The organism is Synechococcus sp. CS-1326 (assembly GCF_025128115.1).
Lineage (GTDB): Bacteria > Cyanobacteriota > Cyanobacteriia > PCC-6307 > Cyanobiaceae > Regnicoccus.
Genome location: NZ_JAHLYV010000015.1, coordinates 1 through 22,537, shown reverse-complemented (window position 1 = coordinate 22,537; position 22,537 = coordinate 1). Strand labels below are relative to the sequence as shown.

At 65.7% G+C, this 22,537-nt stretch carries 18 protein-coding genes; 8 read left to right on the top strand and 10 right to left on the bottom strand.

The window, feature by feature from the left end:
• Window positions 1–49: 49 nt before the first annotated feature.
• Genes KQ307_RS05055 through KQ307_RS05040 form a run of 4 tightly spaced genes read left to right on the top strand, consistent with a single transcriptional unit; the run spans window position 50 to window position 3,310 of the window.
• Window positions 50–1,057, top strand: a complete 1,008-nt coding sequence (locus KQ307_RS05055) for an ATP-binding cassette domain-containing protein (protein WP_259727190.1) — start codon at window positions 50–52, stop codon at window positions 1,055–1,057.
• 50 nt (window positions 1,058–1,107) lie between these two features.
• The gene (locus KQ307_RS05050) at window positions 1,108–1,980 is read left to right on the top strand and encodes an ABC transporter permease (RefSeq protein ID WP_259727189.1); all 873 of its coding nucleotides are present in this window, start codon (window positions 1,108–1,110) and stop codon (window positions 1,978–1,980) included.
• An 8-nt stretch (window positions 1,981–1,988) separates the two neighbouring features.
• Window positions 1,989–2,570, top strand: a complete 582-nt coding sequence (locus KQ307_RS05045) for a hypothetical protein (protein WP_259727188.1) — start codon at window positions 1,989–1,991, stop codon at window positions 2,568–2,570.
• A gap of 29 nt (window positions 2,571–2,599) precedes the next feature.
• On the top strand, window positions 2,600–3,310 hold the full coding sequence (locus KQ307_RS05040) for an N-acetylmannosamine-6-phosphate 2-epimerase (RefSeq protein ID WP_259727187.1): 711 nt from the start codon (window positions 2,600–2,602) through the stop codon (window positions 3,308–3,310).
• A gap of 9 nt (window positions 3,311–3,319) precedes the next feature.
• Here KQ307_RS05040 and groL read toward each other — a convergent pair whose 3' ends face one another.
• Window positions 3,320–4,999 (bottom strand): chaperonin GroEL, encoded by a 1,680-nt coding sequence (gene groL / locus KQ307_RS05035; RefSeq protein WP_259702894.1) that lies wholly within the window; start codon window positions 4,997–4,999, stop codon window positions 3,320–3,322.
• A gap of 143 nt (window positions 5,000–5,142) precedes the next feature.
• On the opposite strand from groL, the gene KQ307_RS05030 reads away from it, so the two are divergent.
• Window positions 5,143–5,379, top strand: coding sequence for a hypothetical protein (locus KQ307_RS05030; RefSeq protein WP_259702972.1), 237 nt, complete (start codon window positions 5,143–5,145; stop codon window positions 5,377–5,379).
• Here the strand turns inward: KQ307_RS05030 and fabG are convergent, their stop codons facing one another.
• The 3 genes from fabG to KQ307_RS05015 form a co-directional block, all read right to left on the bottom strand.
• A complete protein-coding gene (gene fabG, locus KQ307_RS05025; protein ID WP_259727186.1) occupies window positions 5,380–6,138 on the bottom strand; it encodes a 3-oxoacyl-[acyl-carrier-protein] reductase in 759 nt (252 codons plus the stop codon).
• Between the two features lie 81 nt (window positions 6,139–6,219).
• Window positions 6,220–7,365 (bottom strand): potassium channel protein, encoded by a 1,146-nt coding sequence (locus KQ307_RS05020; protein ID WP_259727185.1) that lies wholly within the window; start codon window positions 7,363–7,365, stop codon window positions 6,220–6,222.
• Window positions 7,366–7,496: 131 nt separating this feature from the next.
• Entirely contained in the window at window positions 7,497–8,342 is an 846-nt protein-coding gene (locus tag KQ307_RS05015; RefSeq protein ID WP_259727184.1) for a glycosyltransferase family 9 protein, read from the bottom strand.
• A gap of 79 nt (window positions 8,343–8,421) precedes the next feature.
• Here KQ307_RS05015 and ispD point away from each other — a divergent pair, with 79 nt between their 5' ends.
• Complete coding sequence (gene ispD / locus KQ307_RS05010) at window positions 8,422–9,117, top strand: 2-C-methyl-D-erythritol 4-phosphate cytidylyltransferase (protein WP_259727183.1); 696 nt, start codon at window positions 8,422–8,424, stop codon at window positions 9,115–9,117.
• Here ispD and KQ307_RS05005 read toward each other — a convergent pair.
• Both KQ307_RS05005 and KQ307_RS05000 read right to left on the bottom strand, forming a co-directional pair.
• Complete coding sequence (locus KQ307_RS05005) at window positions 9,101–10,021, bottom strand: LD-carboxypeptidase (RefSeq protein ID WP_259727182.1); 921 nt, start codon at window positions 10,019–10,021, stop codon at window positions 9,101–9,103. The two genes, ispD and KQ307_RS05005, sit on opposite strands and share 17 nt — an antisense overlap.
• 53 nt (window positions 10,022–10,074) lie before the next feature.
• Complete coding sequence (locus KQ307_RS05000) at window positions 10,075–10,965, bottom strand: 4-hydroxybenzoate polyprenyltransferase (protein WP_259727181.1); 891 nt, start codon at window positions 10,963–10,965, stop codon at window positions 10,075–10,077.
• Between the two features lie 92 nt (window positions 10,966–11,057).
• Here KQ307_RS05000 and KQ307_RS04995 point away from each other — a divergent pair, with 92 nt between their 5' ends.
• Window positions 11,058–12,689: a Ppx/GppA phosphatase family protein gene (locus KQ307_RS04995; RefSeq protein ID WP_259727180.1), complete on the top strand. Its 1,632-nt coding sequence runs from the start codon at window positions 11,058–11,060 to the stop codon at window positions 12,687–12,689.
• Between the two features lie 69 nt (window positions 12,690–12,758).
• Here KQ307_RS04995 and KQ307_RS04990 read toward each other — a convergent pair whose 3' ends face one another.
• From KQ307_RS04990 to KQ307_RS04980, 3 genes are read right to left on the bottom strand one after another with little or no spacing between them, the layout of a single operon-like run.
• The gene (locus tag KQ307_RS04990) at window positions 12,759–13,922 is read right to left on the bottom strand and encodes an HlyD family secretion protein (RefSeq protein WP_259727179.1); all 1,164 of its coding nucleotides are present in this window, start codon (window positions 13,920–13,922) and stop codon (window positions 12,759–12,761) included.
• Window positions 13,922–16,852, bottom strand: coding sequence for a peptidase domain-containing ABC transporter (locus KQ307_RS04985; protein ID WP_259727178.1), 2,931 nt, complete (start codon window positions 16,850–16,852; stop codon window positions 13,922–13,924). The genes KQ307_RS04990 and KQ307_RS04985 overlap by 1 nt, the downstream gene beginning before the upstream one ends.
• Window positions 16,849–17,622, bottom strand: a complete 774-nt coding sequence (locus KQ307_RS04980; RefSeq protein ID WP_259727177.1) for a peptidylprolyl isomerase — start codon at window positions 17,620–17,622, stop codon at window positions 16,849–16,851. The genes KQ307_RS04985 and KQ307_RS04980 overlap by 4 nt, the downstream gene beginning before the upstream one ends.
• A 44-nt stretch (window positions 17,623–17,666) precedes the next feature.
• Between KQ307_RS04980 and KQ307_RS04975 the strand changes: the two genes are divergently transcribed.
• Entirely contained in the window at window positions 17,667–18,965 is a 1,299-nt protein-coding gene (locus KQ307_RS04975) for a glycosyltransferase (RefSeq protein WP_259727176.1), read from the top strand.
• Here the strand turns inward: KQ307_RS04975 and KQ307_RS04970 are convergent.
• On the bottom strand, window positions 18,958–22,537 hold a 3,580-nt coding region (locus tag KQ307_RS04970), incomplete at its 5' end, for a calcium-binding protein (protein WP_311133748.1). The two genes, KQ307_RS04975 and KQ307_RS04970, sit on opposite strands and share 8 nt — an antisense overlap.

Here is a 22,537-nt window from a genome sequence, read left to right as displayed (position 1 = left end):
GAGTCGTCCCATCAGCCGCTCAAGGCTGTCAGCAGCGGTGCCAGAAACGGTGATCGAGCTTGAAGAACTCCACAAGCGCTACGGCCCGGTCGAAGCCCTGGGGGGGTTCAGTCTGCAGGTTTCGCAGGGAAGCCTCTATGGCCTGCTGGGTCCCAACGGGGCCGGCAAGACCACGGCCCTGCGCATTCTCTGCACCCTGCTGGCCCCCGACAGCGGCCATGTGAGGGTGGCGGGGATCGATGCCCTGGCCCAGCCTCGCGCCGTCCGGGAACTGCTGGGGTACGTGGCCCAGGAGGTGGCGATCGACAAGATCCTCACGGGACGGGAGCTGCTCGAACTCCAGGGGGCTCTGTACCACCTGCCGGCCGATCGTCTGCGGGCCCGGCTGCTCGAACTGACCGACCTGCTCGCCATGCACGACTGGATCGATCGGCGCTGCGGAACCTATTCCGGCGGGATGCGCCGTCGGCTCGACCTGGCCAGTGGACTGCTGCACAACCCTGCCGTTCTGGTGCTGGATGAGCCCACCGTCGGGCTTGACATCGAGAGCCGGGCGACGATCTGGCAGGTGTTGCGCCAGCTGCGCGATCAAGGCACCACGGTGCTGCTCAGCAGCCACTACCTCGAGGAAGTGGACGCCCTGGCCGATCGGCTGGCCATCGTTGAGGATGGGCGGGTGATTGCCGAGGGCAGTCCCAGCACCTTGAAAAATGCCCTCGGCGGTGATCGGGTCACCCTGCGGGTGCGCGAGTTCAGCGATGACGTCGAAGCGGCGCGGGTGCAGCAGGTGCTGCAGGCTTGCCCAGGCATTCAGCAGATGGTGGTGAACAGGGCCCAGGGCCATTCGCTCAACCTCGTGGTCGAGAGCGAGGCGGTGATCGAGCCGCTGCGCCGCCAGCTCGCGGCGGCTGATCTGCCGGTCTTCTCCCTCTCCCAGAGCCGCCCGAGTCTGGATGATGTCTATCTCCAGGCCACCGGCCGCACCCTGATGGATGCGGAGCTGGCGGTGGCCGGCAGCCGTGACCCCAAGGCGGAGCGCAAGCAGGCGATGCGTTGAGCTGATCCCTCCTTCCGATCCCACCCCTTTCTTCCATTCCCTCTCCGGCGATGACCAGTGCCCCCTCCCTCTCCGCCCCCGTTCCACGGCCGGAGGCACCACAGGCCACCCGGTCGGCCCTGGCCGATCTGAGCCAGGAAATCCTCGCCCTGACCAAGCGGCTGTTCCTGCAACTGGCCCGCCGGCCCTCGACCCTGGTGGCAGGCGTGCTTCAGCCCCTGATCTGGCTGGTGCTGTTCGGAGCGCTGTTCGCCAAAGCCCCGGAGGGTCTGCTCCCCGATGGCATGAGCTACGGGCGCTTCCTGGGGGCGGGTGTGATCGTGTTCACGGCCTTCAGCGCGGCGCTCAATGCCGGCCTGCCGGTGATGTTCGACCGGGAATTCGGCTTTCTGAATCGATTGCTGGTGGCTCCGTTGCGCTCGCGCAGCTCGATCGTGATCGCCTCGGTTCTGTACATCACCAGCCTCAGCCTGGTCCAGAGCCTGGCGATCATGGGCACGGCTGCCCTGCTGGGCTACGGCTGGCCGGGGACCTACGGATTGCTGCTGGTCCTGATCACCCTGTTGTTGCTGGTCTTCGCCGTGACCGGGCTCAGTCTTGGGCTCGCCTTCGCCCTGCCGGGCCACATCGAGCTGATCGCGGTCATCTTTGTCGTCAACCTGCCGCTGCTGTTCGCCAGCACGGCCCTGGCACCGATTTCCTTCATGCCGGCCTGGTTGGGCTGGCTTGCGGCCCTGAATCCACTTACCTTCGCGATTGAACCGATCCGCGCCGCCTACGGCGGCAACGTCTCCCTGACGGCAACAGTGCTGGAAGCGCCCTACGGCGCTCTCAGCACTGCCCACTGCCTGCTGGTGCTGGCCATCCTGGCCGTCGGTCTGTTCCTGCTGATCCGGCCCCTGTTGGATCGGAAACTCAGTTGAGTGCCGCCGTGTCTCCCTCTTCCGCCCTGCCGGACCCACTCCGGCCTGCCGCCCTGCCGGCACCTGAACGCTCCCTCCGCATCCAGCTCCTCGAGGCCCTGCGACAGCAGGATCACCCTGCCGTGGCCAGGCTCTCTGCCCGCTGGGCCCATCGCCATGGGGTCGAGGCCCTGGAGCGGCTGATTCACGACCAGAGCCTCCTGGAGCCCGGCCGGATCGAGGAGGAACCAACGGCCGCAGCCATCACGCCGCCACCGCAAGGGAGCTTCGACCCTGGGGAGCAACCGATGGAGGGTGCCCTCGAGGGCACCCTCAGCAACCCTCCGGCCCAGGGTTTCCACCCGATCCGGCGCCTGAAGACCCTGGTGCGCGACTGCATCGACGAGGTGGCCAGCACCTTCCAGGGCGAGACCGATCAGCGCCTGCTTGAGGAGAACGCCCCTGTCACCAGCCGCTTCAGCCTGGTCCAGCCCCTGGAGCCAACTGGCCCCGTGCCGCTCCCAGCCCCGCCGCCGGTCCATCCTGATCTGGCTGATCTGCGTTCCTGGTTGCCGGATCATCAGGACGACCACCAGCGCCGGGCCTCCTGAGCCTGCGTTCGCCGCCGCCTTCCTTCACTGTGTCCCCTGCTCCCCTACCCCAGCGGCTCAGTCGCGCCACCCTGCAACGGGGGCTGATCGTGTCGGTGCAGGCGCCGGAGGGATCGCCGATGCGCCATCCCGATGTGATCGCGGCGATGGCGGCAGCCAGCCTCGAGCAGGGGGCGATCGGGGTCAGGCTGGAGAGACCTGAGCACATCGGCGCCGTACGGCGGCGCTGTCCGCAGGCCCTGATCGTCGGATTGTGGAAGCGCAGCTTTGCCGACAGCTCCGTTTACATCACGCCTGGCTGGGAAGAGATCCTGGCTGTCTGGGCCGCCGGTGCCGACCTGGTGGCCCTGGACGGCACCGATCGCGCCCGGCCTGGGGGCCAGGACCTGGCCGGGCTGATCGAACGTGCCCACGCCGAGCTGGGAGCGCCGCTGATGGCTGATGTGGACAGCCTGGCCAATGGACTGCGGGCGGCTGAGCTGGGCTGCGACTGGGTAGGAACCACCCTGCATGGTTACACCGAAGCAACCGCCACCTGCCGACCGCCGGCCTGGGAGCTGCTGGCTCCCCTGCGAGCGGCCCTGCCGGCCGAAGTGCCCCTGATCTGCGAGGGCGGAATCTCCAGCAGCTCCGAAGCCCTTCGGGCCCACCAGCTGGGAGCCGATGCCGTGGTGGTGGGGACGGCCATCACCGGGGTTGACCTCCAGGTGGCGGCCTACGTCCAGGCGATGGCTCGGTGAGCGGGAGGCTCACATCATCCCGGGCATGCCCATTCCACCCATGCCGGGCATCCCCATGCCTCCCATACCACCCATGCCGCCCATTCCATCCATGCCACCGGGGGCGGGAGCAGCCGCGGGTTCGGGCTTGTCGGCGATCAGCACTTCGGTGGTGACCAGCAGGGCGGCAATCGAGACGGCATCCTGAAGCGCCAGTCGGACCACCTTGGCCGCATCCAGGATGCCGGCGGCGATCAGATCTTCGTATTCACCGTTGAGGGCGTTGTAACCCTTGCCTGAGCGCAGAGCCTCTGCCACCACCACCACACCGTTGGCGCCGGCGTTGTCAGCGATCTGACGCAGCGGAGCGGAAAGGGAGCGTTGCACGATCTGGGCGCCGGTGCGCTGGTCTCCGCTCAGCCTGGCGATCAGGCCGTCGAGCGGGGCGGCGAGCTGCAGCAGGGTGCTGCCGCCACCTGGCACGATGCCCTCCTCCACAGCTGCGCGGGTGGCGTTGAGGGCATCCTCGATGCGCAGCTTGCGGTGGCGCAATTCGGTTTCCGTGGGGGCCCCGACTTTGATCACCGCCACCCCACCGGCCAGCTTGGCGATCCGCTCGTTCAGCTTTTCGCGGTCGTAGTCGGAATCGGTGGCCTCCAATTCCCGCTTGATCGAGGCGACCCTCTCGGCCACGGCGTCGCGGTGGTCATCACTACCCACGATCGTGGTGCTGTCCTTGCTGATCGTGATCCGGCGCACCCGGCCCAGATCCGCCAGGGTGACCTTGTCGAGGGTCATCGCCCGGTCCTCGCTGATCAGGGTGGCTCCGGTGAGAACGGCGATGTCCTGCAGGGAGGCCTTGCGCCGCTCGCCGAAGGCGGGGGCACGCACGGCGGCCACCTGCAGAACGCCGCGATTCTTGTTCACCACCAGGGTGGCGAGGGCTTCTCCCTCGACCTCCTCAGCCAGGATCACCAGGGGTGTGCCTGCCTTCGAGACCATTTCCAGCACGGGGATGAGATCAGCAATCGCGCTGATCTTGCGATCGGTGACCAGCAACAGGGCGTTGTCGAAATCGCAGACCTGGCGATCGGCGTCGGTGACGAAGTAAGGGGAGGAGTAGCCCCGGTCAAAGGCCATCCCCTCGGTGATCTCGAGCTCGGTGGCAAGCGAACGGGATTCCTCGACGGTGATCACGCCGTCGGTGCTGACCTTGTCCATGGCATCGGCGACCATCTGACCGATCAGCTCATCTCCCCCGGCACTCACGGTGGCCACCTGGCGGATCGCGTCACCGGCCACCACCTGAGCCAGACGGGCGATGCCATCGACCACCTCGGCGGCGGCGGCCTCCATGCCACGCCGCAAGCCGACGGGATTGGCCCCTGCCGCCACATTGCGCAGACCTTCCTGTACCAGCGCCTGGGCCAGCAGGGTGGCGGTGGTGGTGCCATCACCGGCCTGATCCTTGGTCTTGGAGGCCACCTGCTGGATCAGCTTGGCACCCAGATTTTCAAACGGATCATCGAGCTCGATCTCCTTGGCGATCGTCACGCCGTCATTGACGATGTCCGGGGCACCGAACTTCTTCTCCAGCACCACGTTGCGGCCCCGGGGACCGATGGTGACCTTGACGGCGTCAGCGAGCGCATTCACCCCCCGCTCCAGGGCGGCGCGGGATGCATCCGAGAAGCAGATCAGTTTGGCCATCGGTTGGTGGTGGGGCACGCCATCGCGATACCCGGATCAGAGAAGGCCTCAGATTCCCATGGCGGTGTGGGGGATGTCAGCGGATCGGGGGTGGGGAAAGCCGAATCGCGGCTTCGGCCACGCTGCCTCGATAGGGTCTTGACATGGAGGAACTGATCACCCCCAACCTGGCCGGTGCCCTGGGCGATGTGGCCGCCGATCCGGTGGCCGGTCCCAATGTGATGGCTTTCGTGATCATCACCGGCCTCGGCCTGGCGATGGCGGTGGTCTATGTGCCGATCCGGCTCTTTCTCACCCTGACCGCCCGCAGCCGCAGGCTGAAGCTGCTCCAGCGCATCCGTCGCCTGCGAGAGGAACTGGGCCAGCCCCTGGAGAGCTGATCAGCTCATCAGCATGCCGCCATCCACCTGGAGCACCTGACCGGTGATGTAAGCGGCGGCGGGGTCTGCGGCCAGGAAGCGAACGGCGCCGGCCACCTCCTCGGGCTGGCCGAGCCGGCCGAGCGGAATCGCCCTGAGGATCGGCTCCGGATCCAGGCCCTCGGTCATGTCCGTGGCGATGAAGCCCGGCGCCACCGCGTTGACCGTGATGCCACGGCTGGCGAGTTCCGCGGCGACGGAGCGGGTGAAGCCAACCACGCCGGCCTTGGCGGCGCTGTAGTTGGCCTGGCCGGGGTTGCCGCTCAGGCCGACCACGGAGGTGATGTTGATGATGCGCCCGCGGCGGGCCTTGAGCATGCTGCGGCTGACGGCGCGGGTGCAGAGGAAGACACCGGTGAGGTTCAGATCGATCACCGCCTGCCAGTCGGAGCGCTTCATGCGCAGCAACAGGCCATCGCGGGTGATACCGGCGTTGTTGACCAGCACGTCGAGGCGGCCACTGCGCGCCAGCACCGCCTCGATCAGTCCGTCCACCTGGGCTTCGTCGGCCACATCAGCCTGGTATGCCCAGGCCCGGCCACCCGCCGCCGTGATCTCGGCCACCACGGCCTCGGCGGCATTGCTGGAGCTGGCGTAGTTGACCACCAGCTCGGCACCATCCGCCGCCAGGGCCAGGGCGATGGCCCGGCCAATTCCCCGGCTGGCGCCGGTGACAAGGGCGGTCTGACCCTCCAGGGGCAGGGCAGTGGGAGCGGGCATCGGGAGGGAATGCTGGAGGCAGCGATCGTATGTCGCCCGCTTCCGGCCGCATCCCCCGCGGCTGAATTGGCCCAGATCCCCTCAATCCACCATCGCGGCAACCCCCTCGACGGCCTTGCCGAGAATGGAGGTGAAGCGCTGCAGCTGCTCCTGACTGCCCATCACCACAAGCATCTGGCCGGGCGCGAGCCGGACCTCGCTGCCGGGGTTGGCGATCAGCTTGGCCTCCTCCTGGTGATAGGTCGAGCCCCGGTAGCTGTAGGGATTGGCGACCTTGGGCGCAGGAGTGCGGATCGCCAGCACCAGGGCCCCTGAGCGGCGCCCCAGCTCCAGTTCCGCCAGGCTGCGGCCATTGAGGTCACCGAGCCGGGCACCGTCTTCACTGAGCTGGAACTCCTCCACCTCACATTCGGACGTGGAGAGCAGATCCATGAACCGCACCGCCAGCGGGCGAAGGGCCGTGGCCGCCATGGTGCGTCCCCCGGCCACATAGGGGCTCACCACCTGGTTGGCGCCGGCCTGAAGCAGCTTGCGCTCCGCTTCATCGCTGTCGGAGCGGGCGATCAGGCGGCATTGCGGAGCAATGCCGCGGGCACTGAGCACTACGTAGAGATTGGCGGCATTGCTGGGCAGGGCCGCCACCAGGCTGCGGCAACGGTGAATTCCGGCCTCCAGCAGGGTTTCGTCGAGGGTTGCGTCGGACTGCAGCACGGTGATGCCGCGGTCTTCCGCCGCCTCCTTGCGGTCCTGATCCATTTCAATCACCAGCACGGGCACCCCTTCGCTGGTGAGCTGTTCGGCGATTTCACGGCCGATGCGGCCATAGCCGCAGAGAATCACATGGTTTTCCATGGTCATGAGGAAGCGGCGGAAACGTTGTTCTCCCATCCGGCGGAAGTAACCGGATTCACTCAGTCCGAGCAGGCTCTGGATGGTGACCTGCACCACCACCAGCCCTCCCACGAGCGCAAAGGTGGTAACGAAGCGGCCAGCCGCCGAGAGCGTCTCGGTGGTGCCATCGCTCCAGCCGAGGGTGCTGAGAATGATCAGCACCATCCAGTAGCAGTCGCCCCAGTCCCAGCCTTCGGTGAGGCGATAACCCACCGCGGCGGCGTTGACCACGAAGAAAAGCGAAAGCAGCGGGGTTTTCCACGGCTTCGGGTTCCGGGCAGACGGAGGCCGGCGGCGAAAGCGCAGGAGCAGGGGGGTGGTGTTGGAGGAGGGCATCCAGCGGAGCCGTTGGGAAATTGGCGTTGATGGAGATGCCGCTGATGGAGATGCCTTGATCGAGGGGCCGTTGATCGAGGGGCCGTTGATCGAGGGGCCGTTGATCGAGGAGCCGTTGATCGAGGGGCCGCCTATCCCAGTCCCAGGGCCTGCATCACCTCGGCGACACCGAGCTGATCGAGGCCACCTGCTGTGCCGACTCCTTGTACCCCCTCACGGCGCGGCAGGCTGTCGCCGCTGCGACCCAGCGCCACCAGGGGGGTGCCTGTCAGCAGAGCCAGCTCCGTGATGCTCGGATCGCTGCTGAGCACCACATCGGCACTGGCCACCTGGGCGGCCTGCTGAACAGGACTGCCGCCGCTGGCGCGACTCACCCGCAGGTCGGCCAGCCTGGCGCGGATCGCCTCTGGCAGGGCCTGCCAGTGGGCGGCGGGCCAGTCTGGGGAGACGCTGGTTTGCGGCATCGGAGCGAGCAGCAGCAACGGGCCCTTGCCAGGCGGCAGCTGGGCGGCAGCGCCATCGAGATCCGCCTTCCGGAGGCTGAGCCGAAAGGCATCGGCATCGAGCGGCAGCTCCAGCGGCCGCAGCCAGGCCTCCAGGGCCTGACTGGGCCACCCAGCCGGGGGAGCCGGGAGCCTGGTGGTGGCCGAGAAACCGGAACGGGCGATCCGGGTGGGGATGTGGGTGAGGGAGAGGAGCAGATCAAGGGCCCAGCCGGAGGCCAGGTTGATCGAGAGCTGGAAATCCGGCTCCCGGACGGCTCCGAGCAGGTTGGCCCACTCCGCCAGGCTGACCCCGGCAGCAAAGCTGAACGGCAGAACCTTCTCAACGGCCGGCAGCAGTTTCCAGACCGCCGCGCTCTCCTGTGGGCAGGCCACCTGAACCTGGGCGTTGAGCCCAGCGGCCACGGCAGCCACGGCGGGGATTGCCTGCAGTTGGGATGCGCTGCCGCCGGGAATCAAGAAAAGAACACGCATCTGGGCGGCGGCTGGCAGGCGTGGCGCGAGCTGATTGTATGGATCGAAACCGGTTTTGCCGCCCCATCAGGAGTCGCTTGTGCATTTGCTGATCGCCGCTGCCGGCAGTGGACGCCGCATGGGCGCCGAGCGGAACAAGCTGCTGCTGCCGGTGGCGGGCCGCGCCGTCCTGGCCTGGACGCTGGAAGCGGCCCTCGCCTGCGACTCGATCCGCTGGATCGGGGTGGTGGGTCAGCCGGTCGATCAGGCTGCGGTGGAAGCCCTGATCGAGGCCGCCCGACCGGAACGTCCCGTGCGCTGGATCGTCGGTGGCGCCAGCCGCCAGGAGTCGGTGAGCCGGGGTCTGGCCGCCCTGCCGCCGGAAGCCGGCGGTGTGCTGATCCATGACGGCGCCCGCTGCCTGGTGACACCGGCCCTGATCGCCCGCTGCGCCGAAGCGGTGGAGCGGGGCGAAGCGGTGATCGCCGCCTCGCCTGTGAGCGACACGATCAAACAGGTGGATGGAGAGGCCATGATCGAGCGGACCCTCGACCGCTCCGTGCTCTGGGCTGCCCAGACCCCCCAGGGCTTCCCGGTGGAGGCCCTGCGCCAGGCCCATGGCCGGGCGATCGAGCAGGGCTGGGTGGTCACCGATGACGCCGCTCTGTTCGAGCAGCTGGGCTGGCCGGTGCGGGTGATCGCCGCACCGGCGTCCAACATCAAGATCACCACCCCCTTCGACCTGAGCCTCGCCGCGACCTTCCTGGCAGAGCGCGCCGCTAAGGCAGCAGAGTGAGCTGGCCAGCGGCGCCATCGAGCCGGACACGACAGCCCAGTGGCAAGGCGGCATTGCCGGGGGCATGACCCACCGGCAACCGTCCGACCACGGGTATGCCCAGATCAGCGCTGCGCTCCCTCAGCACCTGCTCCAGGCTGAAGCGATGCGCCGGTGGTTCACAGGATTCAGCGGAGTCGGCCGCGATGTCGGCCACACGGCCTGCCACGGTGTCAGCTGGATCGTCGCAGCCCTCGAAACTGCCGAAACCGAGGCCGGCGAGCTGCTGCAGGGCGCCGCACAATCGCCAGTGGGTGAGCAATCGCTCGATCCGGTAAGGCGCTTCACCCACATCTTCGAGAATCAGCACCGCCCCGGCCAGGGGTGGCAGGAAAGGGGTGCCGAGCAGGTGGGTGGCCACGGTCAGGTTGGCCACCAGCAGCGGGCCCTCGGCGATGCCACCGCACCAGCTCTCGCCCTGCAGGGGAGGCAGCGGTTCGCCGAACAGCAGGGCCCGCAGCCGCTCGCGGCTCCAGGCCGGCTCGCTGGCGAGGCTGGTGACCATCGGACCGTGGATCCCGCCGCCGACCCCCAGCGCCAGCCGCGCCCAGAGCAGGGATGTGGCATCCGAAAAGCCGAGCAGCCAGCCCTGGTGAGCGGGCAGGTGCTGCTCCAGCAACCGGGCCGAGCCCCAGCCACCGCGCACGCAGGCCAGCAAGGGGGCGGAGCTCTGCAGGTCGGCGCAGCGCTGGCTGTCGCTGCCGGCCAGGTAGCCCCAGCGGCGGGCCGGATCAAAGGGGCGCTCCACCTCCAGCCCCCACTCCTGCAGCAGAGCCACGCCCTGCTCGAGGCGGCCCGGATCGCCGAGAGCAGAGCTGGCGGCCACCAGCCGCACCCGCTCGCCGGGCCGCAGCGCTGCTGGCATGGGCAACACCCTGGCGGCCCTTCGGCTGAACGAGTCTGGGGCGGAGCGCTCCATCAGGGCCGCCCTGTCACCAGGGCCAGCAGCAGCAACCCGCCAAGCAGCACCTGATGCCGGAAGTGCGCGGCGAAGGTGGAAGTGGCCGGTTCAGCGCGCAGCAGCAACGCCTCCCGCTGCATGGTGATCGCCGCGAAACCCCAGAGCGGCCAGAAAGGCCAGCTCACCCCCTGCAGGCTGGCGGCGATCGCCAGGAACAGGGCGGTGAGGCCGTAGCAGATGGCGACGGCGGTCGGAGCGGCGGCACCCAGGCTGAGGGCACTGCTGCGCAGGCCCACCGCGGCATCGTCACGCCGATCGGCCATGGCGTACACCGTGTCGAAGCCGAAGGTCCACAACAGGGTGGCCGCCCAGACCAGCAGCAGGGGCCAGCCGCCACCCCTCTCGCCCCAGAGACCGCCGGTGGCGGCAGCCCAGGGGATCAGCACGGCGAAGCCCCAGCAGAAGGCCAGCACCAGCTGGGGGAAGGCGAACCAGCGCTTGGCGGATGGATAGAGCAGCACCGGCGGCAGGGTGGCGATCGCCAGTGCCAGGCAGAGCCCCCGCCCCCGCTCCGGCAGCAGGGCCACCACCAGCAGAGCGGCCAGCAGAGCGAGCACCAGCAGCAACGCAGCGCTGGCGACACTCACCCGCCCGCTGGCGAGGGGGCGGTTCCTGGTGCGCTCCACCAGGGGATCGAGGTGCCGGTCCCAGAGGTCATTGGCCACGCAGCCGGCTCCGCTGACGGCGAGGCCACCGAGCACGACCAACCCGACCAGCGGCGCTGGCGGCGGCCCGGAGGGCAGCAGCCAGAGGGCCCAGCCGGCTGGAATCAACAGGATCAGACGACCACTGGGCTTCTGCCAGCGCAGCAGCTCGACCCAGCCCCGCAGGACGGCGCGGATGTGCATGGGGCCAGGTTAGTTGCGGGGACGCAGCCATCCGCTCACCCACCCGGGGCGCAATGGCAAAGTGACGCCGTTTGCGCCGGGCCATCGATCGGATGCCAGCCTCCACAGTCGCCCTGGATCCGTCGTCGGAGCTGCGCCAGGTGGCCGCGATCGACATCGGCACCAACTCGATTCACCTGCTGATCGCCGCCGTCGACCCCCAGACGCGCAGTTTCCGGATCATGCAGGCGGAGAAATCCAGCACCCGCCTGGGGGAGCGCGATCCCGACAGCGGTGAGCTGACGCCCGCGGCGATCGATCGGGCCTTCCTCGTCCTCGGTCGCTACCGCGACCTGGCCCACAGCCACGGGGCGGAGCAGATCCTCACCGCCGCCACCAGCGCCGTGCGGGAAGCCCCCAACGGCCGCAGCTTCGTGCAGGCGGTGCAGGAGCGGCTCGGGCTTGAGGTGGATCTGGTCAGTGGGCCGGAGGAGGCCCGCCTGATCTACCTCGGAGTGCTCTCCGGCATGGCCTTCGGGGACCAGGCCCACCTGATCCTCGACATCGGTGGCGGTTCCACCGAGCTGATCCTCGCGGACGGACGTGATGCCCGCGAACTGACCAGCACCCGGGTGGGGGCGGTGCGGCTGCAACGGGATTTCGTTGACCAGGACCCCCTGACACCAGCGCGGCTGGCCTTCCTGCGGGCCTTCATCCAGGGGTCCCTGGAGCCGGCGGTCGACCGGGTCCGGCGGGCCCTCAAGCCTGGCGAGCGGCCCGTTCTGGTAGCCACCAGCGGCACGGCGATCACCCTGGCCGCCCTGGCCGCCGCCCAGGAGGAGCGGCCGCCGCTGCGGTTGCAGGGCTTCAAGGTGAGCCGCGAGCGGATCGATCAGCTGGTGGATCAGCTGGCGGCGATGACCCTGGAGGAACGCAAGGCGATCCCGGCGATCAATGAACGGCGAGCCGAAATCATCGTGCCCGGTGCCCTGGTGCTGCAGCAGGCGATGGTGATGCTCAAGCTCCGCGAGCTGGTGATCAGCGACCGGGCCCTGCGGGAGGGGCTGATCGTCGACTGGATGCTGCGCCAGGGGCTGATCGTCGATCGCTTCAGCTTTCAGAGCAATGTGCGCCAGCGCACCGTCGAGGATCTGGCCCGACGCTTCCGCGTCGACCAGGCCCGGGCCCAGCGGGTCGCCGCCCACGCGCTCGAGCTCTACGACCGCTGCTCGGGCCTGCTGCACCACGATCATGGCGAAGGTCGCCAGCTGCTCTGGGCCGCCGCGATGCTGCACACCTGCGGGCAGCACATCAACATCAGCGCTTACCACAAGCACAGCTGGTATCTGATTCGCCATGGCGATCTGCTCGGCTATTCCGAAACCGAACAGGTGATGGTGGCGGCGATCGCCCGCTACCACCGCCGCAGCCTCCCCAAGAAGCGCCATGAGGCCTGGCTGCAGGTGCCCAGCGGCGAACAGCGCCAGACGGTCAATGCGATGGCTCTGCTGCTGCGGCTGGCCGCTTCCCTGGATCGCCGCCCGACGCCGGCGGTCAAGGCGCTGAGCGTCGCGATCAGGAACGGTCAGTTGAAGATCGGCCTGGAGGCGGCCGCCGCGGGACTCGACCTGAGCCTGGAGCGCTGGAGCCTGGAGGCCTGCGCCGAACCGCTTGCCGAAGCCACCGGCGTGAAGCTGGTGGTGCAGCTGGAGTCGGCAGCTGAAACAGGCAAGGGCAGGCCCTAGGAGCAGCAGATCAGCGCCGGATTCAGGCCGGATGAGGGCTGGTATTCAGGTTGGACTTCGGGTTGGTTTTCAGATCCGGCGCAGGGAATCGGCCCTGTTCTTGAAATCACTGAGCAGCAACTGCAAGTAGGTGACCTTTCGCAATTTGATGTTTGCGGTCAGGGACATGCCGACCTGCAAGGGAAGATCCTGGCCACTTTTCAGCTTGAGCTGCTGGGAAACGAGGCGGATATCGGCCGGGAAACGATAGGTTTGCTTCAGGGAATCGGGGGGCAGGGCATCGGAGCCGATCCGGCGAACGGCACCGGAGATCACCCCGAAATCGGAGGCGGGGAAGGAATCGATGCTGATATCAACCGGTTGGCCCACCTGAACGAAGCCGATCGAAGCGCTGGGAATCTCGACCCGTGCTTCGAGCTTGTCGAACGGAACGATCTTCATCACCGGCTCGCTCGTTTGGGCCACGAAACCACTGCCGGTGGGCTTGAGGTTGAACACCAGGCCGTCCACCGGCGATCGCACCTCCTGATAGCGGATATTCACATTTAGTTCGATCAGCGAGGTGCGCAACTCCGCCAGCTGGCCGGCCAGCTCCTGTAGCCCCTGATTCAGGATCGCCTCCTGGCGGAGCCGATCAGCGGCGGACTGTTCGAGTTTCCCCTGCACCTCCTGCACCTTGTTGCGCTGCTGCAGAAACTGCAGTTCGGCGGCGGCACCTTCGCGATTGAGCACATCAAAACGCTGAAGCACTTCCCCTTCGAGGGCGAGGGAGCGACGCAACATCGTTTGCTCCGTGGTGTTGAGATCAAGGGAGCGGCGCAGTTCGGCCTGCTTGAGCTGAAGTTGCTGCTGCTTGTGGCGGATCGTTTCCCGGATGCTGCGCTGGCGATCAAGGCTGGCTTCGGTATCGAGGCGAAGCAACACCTGGCCCTGCTTCACCCTGTCTCCCTCCTTGATCAGAACGGATTTCACCACTCCGCCCACCGGCATCTGCACATCTTTGACCACACCAAGCGGCTCCAACTTGCCTGGCACGGTGACGATCTCCTCGGTCTGGGCCAGGGCCAACCAGCCCAGCGCAAAAGCCGAGAGGCCCATCAGGCTCCAGGTGATGCCCCGCACCCACACGGTGGATTGCTGAAGCACCACCGCCTCCGGCTCCGACTGCACCCCGCGTTCCAGGGCGTTCTGGGCCTGCCGGAAGGGAGACCATCGCCGAAAAGACCAGGCCATCAAGCGCTCTCCTGTTGGCGCGACTGGGCGTAGTAGCGGCCCTGAAGGCTGATCAGTTCGGCATGGCTGCCGGTTTCGACAATCGCTCCCTGGTGCATCACCACGATCAGGTCTGCGCGGCGGATCGTGTTGAGACGATGGGTGATGAAGAAGGTGGTGCAACCGGCCATCCGCTCGCGGAGGTTGTCGCAGACCCGGCGTTCGGTGTCGTAATCGAGGGCGCTGGTGGCCTCATCCATCACCAGCAGCTTCGGGTTGCCGAGCAGGGTGCGGGCGATGGCCAGGCGCTGACGCTGCCCTCCGGAGAGCGATGCCCCCCGCTCGCCAAGCATGGAGCTGTAGCCATCAGGCAACGCCATGATGAAATCATGGGCCTCCGCGGCGCGGGCGGCGGAAACGATCGCTTCACTGGTGGCTTCTGGATTGGTGAGGGCGATGTTCGTGCTGATCGAACCGGAGAACAGCAACGGTTCCTGGGGCACGATGCCGATCTGGCGGCGGAGGGAATAGAGCTCCACCTTGTCGATGTCGTACTGGTCGATCAGGATCTGCCCGGAGCTGGGGCTGTAGAGCCTGGGCAACAACTTCATCAAGGTGCTCTTGCCGCTGCCGCTCTGGCCAACGATTCCCACGAAGGTACCTGGCTGGATGGTGAGATTGATGTTCTTGAGAACCTCCGGAGTGGCTGGGCTGAACCGAAAGCTGACGGCCTGAAAATCCACCAGACCAACCAGCGGTGGCAGGGGGATCTTGGCCTGGTCGGCCTGGTTCGATTCCTCGGGTGTGTCCACCACATCGGCCAGCCGCTCGAACGACACCCGCAATTCCTGAATGTTCTGCCAGATCGAGGAGAGCCGCAGCAGCGGCTGGGTGACGAAGCCACTGATGATCCGGAAGGCGATCAGCTGACCCAGGGTGAGTTCGCCCTTGAGCACGAGGCTGGCACCCACCCAGAGCACCATCAGCTGGGAGAGCTTCTGGAGCACCTGGCTGGTTTCATTGAGGGCGGTGCCGGTGATCGCCTTCTCGAAGCTGCGGGCGATGTATTTGCTGTAGTACTCCTGCCACTTCCAGCGACTCACCATCTCGACGTTCTGGGCCTTCACCGTCTGGATGCCGGTGAGCACCTCCACCAGATGGGACTGGGTGCGGGCGTTCTCCTCGGCGGTGCTGCGGATCTGGCGACGGATCAGGGGAGAGCCCAGCAGGGTGAGGGCGATCTGGATCGGCAGGACAGCCAGAGCGATCAGGGTGAGCAGCCAGCTGTAGAGCAGCATCACCAGGATGTAGATCACCGAAAACACCGCATCGAGCACGGTGAGCAGGGCCTGGCCGGTGAGGAAGTTGCGGATTTTCTCCAGTTCGGCGATCCGGGTGCCGAGCTCACCGACCGGCCGTCGATCGAAGTACCCCAGCGGCAGCCGCAGCAGGTGATCGATCACCTCGGCACCGAGCCGCAGATCGATGCGATTGGTGGTGTCGGTGAACAGGAAGGTGCGCATGCTGCCGATCAACCCCTCCATCAGCGTTACCACCACAAGGGCAAAACCCAGCACCTGAAGGGTGTCGAGGCTGCGCTGGGAAATCACCTTGTCGATGATCACCTGGATCAGCAGGGGATTGGCCAGGCTGAACAGCTGCACCACGAAGGAGGCCAGCAGCACCTGCAGCAACATGCCGCGATAGCGCTGCAGCGCCGGCCAGAACCAGCCCGGGCCGAAACGCTGCTCGGGGCTGCTGCTGCTGCGCTCCAGCATCAACAGCTCGATCCCCTCCGGGAAGTGTTCCTCCAGCTCGGGCGGTGAGAGTTGAACCCAGCCATCCCGGGGGGAGGCAAGCCGAAGGCCTGCGGCATTGCTGGCGGTGGCAATGGCAAAACCGCCGTTCCAGGGCAGCAGGCAGGGGGTGAGGAGGCGGGTGGCGGCGCGGGCGGGCACCTTGGCGCCGCTGACATGCAGCCCGAGCGTGGCCGCCAGCTGGCCGCAGAGCGGCAGATCAGGCGCCGGTTGGCGCCGCAGGGCACTGCGCAGGCTGGATTCGATCGCGTCGCGGCGGAAGGGAAGCTCCAGCAGCGTGGCCAGCATCTGAAAGCAGGCCAGGGTTTCATCCAGGGGGCCACTGGCGCGGATCAGGCGCAGCTGCCTGGCCGGATCGGACTGGCCGAGGTCGAGGTCGGAGGCCAGGGGTGGCCCGGCTGGATGCTCCTCGCCAGGCCCTGCTTCCGGGCCGGAGAAGGGAGCGGCGACCACGGCGAGCAGGGCCGCCGGCAGGGCGATCAGCCGGGCCGGCAGGGGTGGACGGACCACGGGCAGGGGATCGCCACGGCGCAGCACCGTTCCAATCTCCGCTCCACCCAGGTTGGCGCTGGCCACCACCAGAACCTCCTCTTCGCCCAGCGTGGCCCACACCCCCGGCCCGGCCGCCAGCAGACGGGCCTGAGCGCTGGCCTGGATCAGGCTCTGCCGTTGCTGATCGGAATCGAAGCAGCGGGCACTGTCGACATGGAGCACCGTCAGCAGCGCCTGCAGCTCGGCCGGCCAGAGCTGGGCGGCACACCAGCTGCGGAAGGCCGCACTGCTGGCGTGGAGCTCCAGGATGAGGCGATCCGGCAAGGTGACGGCCCGAACGGCACTGGCGGCACTCACCTCTTCACAGGCCGCAGCGCGCAGCAACGAGGCCAGACCAATGATGGAGCCGGGTCCGAGCCGCTCCAGGGTGAATGGCAGACCGTTGGTTTCAGCCAGCAGCCTGGCCTGGCCTTCCAGCAGCACCACCACCCGATCGGCGAGCACGTCGGCGCGGCTGATCGAGGCCCCGACGGGGTAATCCACCAGGGTTTGGGCCTCAGCCAGCCGCTGCTGATCGGCAGCGGGGAGATCGCGGAATGGGGCCAGGTCCAGCAGGGAGCCGGGGGGGAGCAGGGTGGTCATCGATCCAGGATCGACAGGCCGGGCAACTGCTGCCGCACGCTCTCCTCCACCCAGGCCTCGAACAGCTCACGGGCCATCGCCAGCTCTGTGGCGGCATCGAAACAGGCCGGCCGCAACGCTTCAAGACGCACAACGAGCCACCAACTATCGATCCGCAGGGGGAGGCGCAACTGGCCCGGCTGGCTGCTGCGCAGCAACTCGGCGAGGGCTGGATGGGCCTGGATCAATGGCACAGGACCGATCACGCCGCGGGTGCGCTGTTCCGGCCCCATGGCATGGCTGGCGGCGAGTTCGGCGAAGTCGGCTTCTCCTTCAGCGATGCGGAGGTAGAGCTCCCGGGCCAGAGAAGCCTCACAAACCCGCAGCAGGCTGTAGACCACCTCATCAAGCTGATGCTTGCGGGCCAGGAAGTGGTTTTCGCTCCGATGAGCGAAGTGCTCGCGGCAATGGGCCTCGATGCGGCTGGGAAGTTCCGCCTGCCAGGCGGCATCAGCGCGGCTGAGGCCGCGCTGATGGCAGAAGGTATCCAGCTCCGCTTCGCTGCCGATGCCATGGCAACGGCACCAGCCCTGGAAAGCCGCCTGGCGATCCTGCTCTGACAGGGCAATGGCCTTGACCGCAGCAGCGATGATCTGCTTGCGCAGCAGCGGCAGCAGCAGATCGTGACGACTGAGCCAACGCCGCTGATCAGCGGTGATGGGAAAGGTGTCTGGGGTCGCGGCACCAATGCTGAATGGCTGGATCGCCGCCATGCTTTGCCGAGATTCCATCAAGAGAATACAGAGCGGCGCCGGGCGAAGGTGTCGGAAGGTCGATGGGCTTCACACTCTGGGCAGGTGATGGCCTCGACAAGACCGAAAACCAGCCGATGAACGTACTGTTCGTGCATCAGAATTTTCCGGGCCAGTATCGCCACCTGGCCGCCGCCCTGGTGGCCCGTGGCGATCAGGTGACAGCGATCGGCGGACCCACGGCGCAGCCGCTGGACGGAGTACTGCTGCATCGCTACAACCCCTTGCCAGCAGGTGGAGTGCCGGCCTGCCACGACTGGGCAGCCGACCTGCAGACCAAGGTGCTGCGCGGCGAGGCGGTGGCAACCCGGATCGACGCGCTGCGAAGCCAGGGGCTCAAGGTGGATCTGGTGATCGGCCATCCCGGCTGGGGCGAGCTGCTGGCCATCAAGGATGTGCTGCCCGGGGTACCGGTGCTGCACCAGCTGGAGTTCTTTTATCAATTGGCGGGTGCCGATGCCGGCTTCGATCCGGAGTTCACCAGGCCGGGCTGGCCTTCCCGGGCCCGGCTGCGCCTGCGGCGTGCGCCCCAGCTGCTGGCCTTGGAAGACCTCGACTGGGGCCTGGCTCCCACCCGATGGCAGGCCAGCACCGCACCGATCGCCTACCGCGATCGGATCAGCGTGATCCATGAAGGCATCGACACCCAGCTGGTGGCACCGCGGCAAGGTGCCGAGATTCGGCTGGAGCGGGCGGGCCTCACCTTGCGGCCAGGTGATGAGGTGGTGAGTTTCGTGGCCCGCAACCTGGAGCCCTACCGGGGCATTCACTGCTTTCTGCGGATGCTGCCGTTGCTGCAGCAACTGCGCCCCCAGGCGCGGGTGGTGATCGTGGGCGAGGAGGGCGTGAGCTACGGGGCGCCGCCACCAGGAGGCGGCAGTTGGAAGCAGGTGCTGCTGCAGGAGCTTGCCGGCAGGCTCGACCTTTCCAGGATTCACTTCGTGGGGCGCATACCCCATCCGGTGTTGCATGAGCTGTTCCGGATCTGTGCCTGCCATGTGTATCTCACCTATCCATTCGTGCTGAGCTGGAGCCTGCTGGAGGCGATGGCCTGCGGTGCTGTGGTGATCGGTTCGGCCACCGCACCGGTGCAGGAGGTGATCGAAGCGGGCCGCAATGGCCTGCTGGTGGATTTCTTTGATCAGGAGGGCCTAGCGAATGCCATCGCTTCGGTGCTAGCGGACCCCAAACGTTTCAGCTCCCTGGGCCTAGCGGCCCGCCAGACCGTGGTGGAGGGCTACGACCTGGCGAGCGTATGCCTGCCGGCCCAGCTGGCGCTGGTGGATGGGCTGTCAGCTGGGCGGTTGCCGTTGCTCAGGTGATGGTGAAGAAGGTGTTGGTGAGGGCTAGGTCGGGCGTGAGGGTGGCGAAGGCGATGGAGCCAATGGCACCGGTACCATCGCGGTCATAGAGCAGGGAGCCGATAGTTGAATCGTAAAGAATGCGCTGGTCAGCTGTTGTTGCTGCGGCACCGACGAAGAATGCCGAGGCCGCCAAGGTCCCCACTGCGGCGAGGGAGGGAGCGGTGAAGAAGCTATTCTCTAATTGAATGATCTCGCCTAGGTCGATATCAAAATTTGTGATCGAATCGATATTGGTGCTGGCATCAAGAGTCGAAGCAAACCGATAGGTGTCTTTACCAAGGCCACCGGTGAGGGTGTCATTCCCTCCTGCTCCATTTAGAAGATTTTCGCCGTCGTTGCCGGTGATGATATTGCCGAGGCTGTTGCCCGTGCCGGTGATGTTTGCTGCTCCCGTAAGGGTGAGGTTCTCGACGTTCGTTGTCAGCGTGTAGGCCGCAAGCGAACTCCTCACCATATCCGTGCCTCCGAGGACGGCATCGGCGTTACTTTCAACAACGAGGTCTCCAATAGTTGCGACGGTGTAAGTGTCGTTGCCATTGCCACCGGTCAGCGTATCGATGCCGTCAACTCCGTTGAGGCTGTCATCGCCTCCCTTGAGGATGTTGGCGGCCTCATTTCCGAGTATGGCATTCCTCCCGCTGTTGCCAGTGCCGTCGATGGGCGCCAGACCGGTGAGGGTGAGGTTCTCCACATTGGCGGTGAGTGTGTAGGCCGCCAGGGAACTCAGGACTGTGTCGGTACCGCCGGCAGCAGCGGCGTTGGTTTCAACAACGATGTCACCAGCTGCGACGGTGTAGGTGTCGTTGCCATCACCACCGGTCAGCGTGTCGATGCCGTCAACTCCGAGGAGGCTGTCGGCGCCTCCCTTGAGGCTGTTAGCGAAGGCATTGCCGGTGATCGTGTTGGCCAGGCTGTTGCCCGTGCCGCTGAGGGCTGTGGCTACTGGCGCGAGGGTGAGGTTTTCCACGTTCTCTGTCAGCGTGTAGGCCGCCAAAGAACTCAGCACCCTGTCGATACCACCAGTAATCGAATCGGCATTGGTTTCCACCACCAGATCGCCCACCGTTTCAATGGTGTAGGTGTCGTTGCCATTCCCGCCGGTCAGCGTGTCGATGCCGGTGCCACCACCTATGAGGCTGTTGGCCAGGCTATTACCTGTGAGCGTATCGCCTAGGGCACCACCGATCAGGTTCTCAAAGTTTGTGGCCGAACCAAGGGTGAGGCTGAGGTTGCCGTTGACAACCTGGATGGTGGCCAAGCTCAGGTCGACGTTGATTGCGATGGTGGTGGTTGCAGTGAAATCAAGGCTGTCGATACCGCCACCGGCCTCATTGAGGATGTCAGCGCCGAGGGCCAGATCTGCATCAAAGAGATAGGTGTCGTTGCCAGCAGCACCTGTAAGTGTGTCGCTGCCGCCGCCACCGGTGAGGCTGTTGGTCAACGAGTTGCCGGTGAGGGTGTCAGCGAAGGTGCCACCGATGAGGTTCTCAAAGGTGCTAGCTGAACCAAGGATGAGGCTCAGGTTGGTGGTGGCGACAACCTGGATGGTGGCTACAGCGAGGCTGAGGTTGATTGCTCTGGTGCTGGTGGCACTGAAATTGAGGGTGTCAATGCCGCCACCGGCTTCATTGAGGGTGTCAGCGCCTAGAACAAGGTCTGCATCAAATAGATAGGTGTCGTTACCGGCACCACCTATCAGGGTGTCGTTGCCGCCGCCACCGGTGAAACTGTTGGCCGCCAAGTTGCCAGTGATCACATTGGCGAGGCTGTTTCCTGTGCCGCTGATGGCTGCTCCCTCGAGGGTGAGGTTTTCCACATTTGCTGTCAGCGTGTAGGCCGCCAGAGAACTCTTCACCTCATCCGTGCCCCCGATGACCGCATCGGCGGTGATTTCAACAACGAGGTCACCAACTGTTGCGACGGTGTAGGTGTCGTTACCATCACCACCGGTCAGCGTGTCGATGCCGTCAACTCCGAGGAGGCTGTCGTCGCCCCCTTTGAGACTGTTAGCAAAGCCATTGCCAGTGATCGCGTTGGCCAGGCTGTTGCCCGTGCCGCTGCTGGGTGCTCCTCCGGTGAGAATGAGGTTTTCCACGTTGGCCGTCAGTGTGTGGGTCGCCGCGGAGCTCAGGACCGTATCAATCCCGCCAGTAATCGAATCGGCATTGGTTTCCACCACCACATCACCAATGTCGTCAACGGTATAAGTGTCATTACCGTCGCCACCTGTGAGCGTATCGGCGCCGGCAGCTCCATCGAGGCTATCGATGCCTGCTAATCCATCAAGGCTGTTGTTGCCGGTGTTGCCAAGCAGGCTGTTGTTGAGGCTGTTGCCCGTGCCGTTGATGGGTGCTCCTCCCGTGAGGGTGAGGTTTTCCACGTTGGCCGTCAGTGTGTGGGTCGCCGCGGAGCTCAGGACCGTGTCAATGCCGCCAGTAATCGAATCGGCATTGCTTTCCACAACCACATCACCGATGTTGTCCACAATGTAGGTGTCGTTGCCGTCGCCACCGGTGAGTGTGTCGGCGCCGAGGGCTCCGTCGAGGCTGTCGTTGCCTGCTAATCCGTCAAGGCTGTTGTTGCCGATGTTGCCAAGCAGATTGTTGTCGAGGCTGTTGCCCGTGCCGTTGCTGTTGGCTGATCCCGTCAGGGTGAGATTTTCCACATTCGCTGTCAGCGTATAGTTCGCCAGCGAACTCAGCACGCCGTCGACGCCGCCAGTGATCGAATCGGCGTTGCTTTCAATAATGAGGTCACCAACGGTTCGGACGGTATACGTATCATTGCCATCACCACCGGTCAGCGTGTCGATCCCGTCAGCTCCATTGAGGCTGTCGGCGCCTCCCTTGAGATTGTTGGCGGCGCTGTTGCCGATGATCGCGTTGGCAAGCGTGTTGCCAGTTCCGTTGATGGCGGCTACACCGGTGAGGGTGAGGTTTTCAACGTTGTCGTTAAGGGTGTAGGAAACGGAGGAAAGCACCTGGTCGGCACCACCGGAGGCGAGACTGGCATTCGTTTCAACTACCATGTCACCTACATTGTCCACAACATAGATGTCGCTGCCATTCCCACCAGTCAAGGTGTCGGCCCTCAGACCACCATTGAGGGTGTCATTACCCGATCCGCCGAAGATGATATCTTTTGCTGCTGTTCCAGTAATCTGGAAGCGCTCTATGTTGCTGAAGGAAACCTGATCATACGCATAAGCCGTTGTGTAATAAGCCGTGATCTGACCACTGAGGCTAGCCAATGCAGGGTCATTAAAGTACATTGAAATGCCACTGGTCGGGGATGTGACGGGGTTGAAATAGGTATTGCTTGAATAATTAACAATCAACAGATCGCCAGTTCCAGTTCCACCATCCACGTTGTCTATTCCGAGACCGGCATTGATCGTGTCATTGCCCCCATTAGTGATAATGTTGTCGTTGCCCCTGACCGTGAAGGCAATGGTGTCAGCGGCACTACCGGTGCTGAGGCTGGTGAAGGCTTCGATGTTGTTGACCGTCCAGGTGCCGGTGGGCAGAACG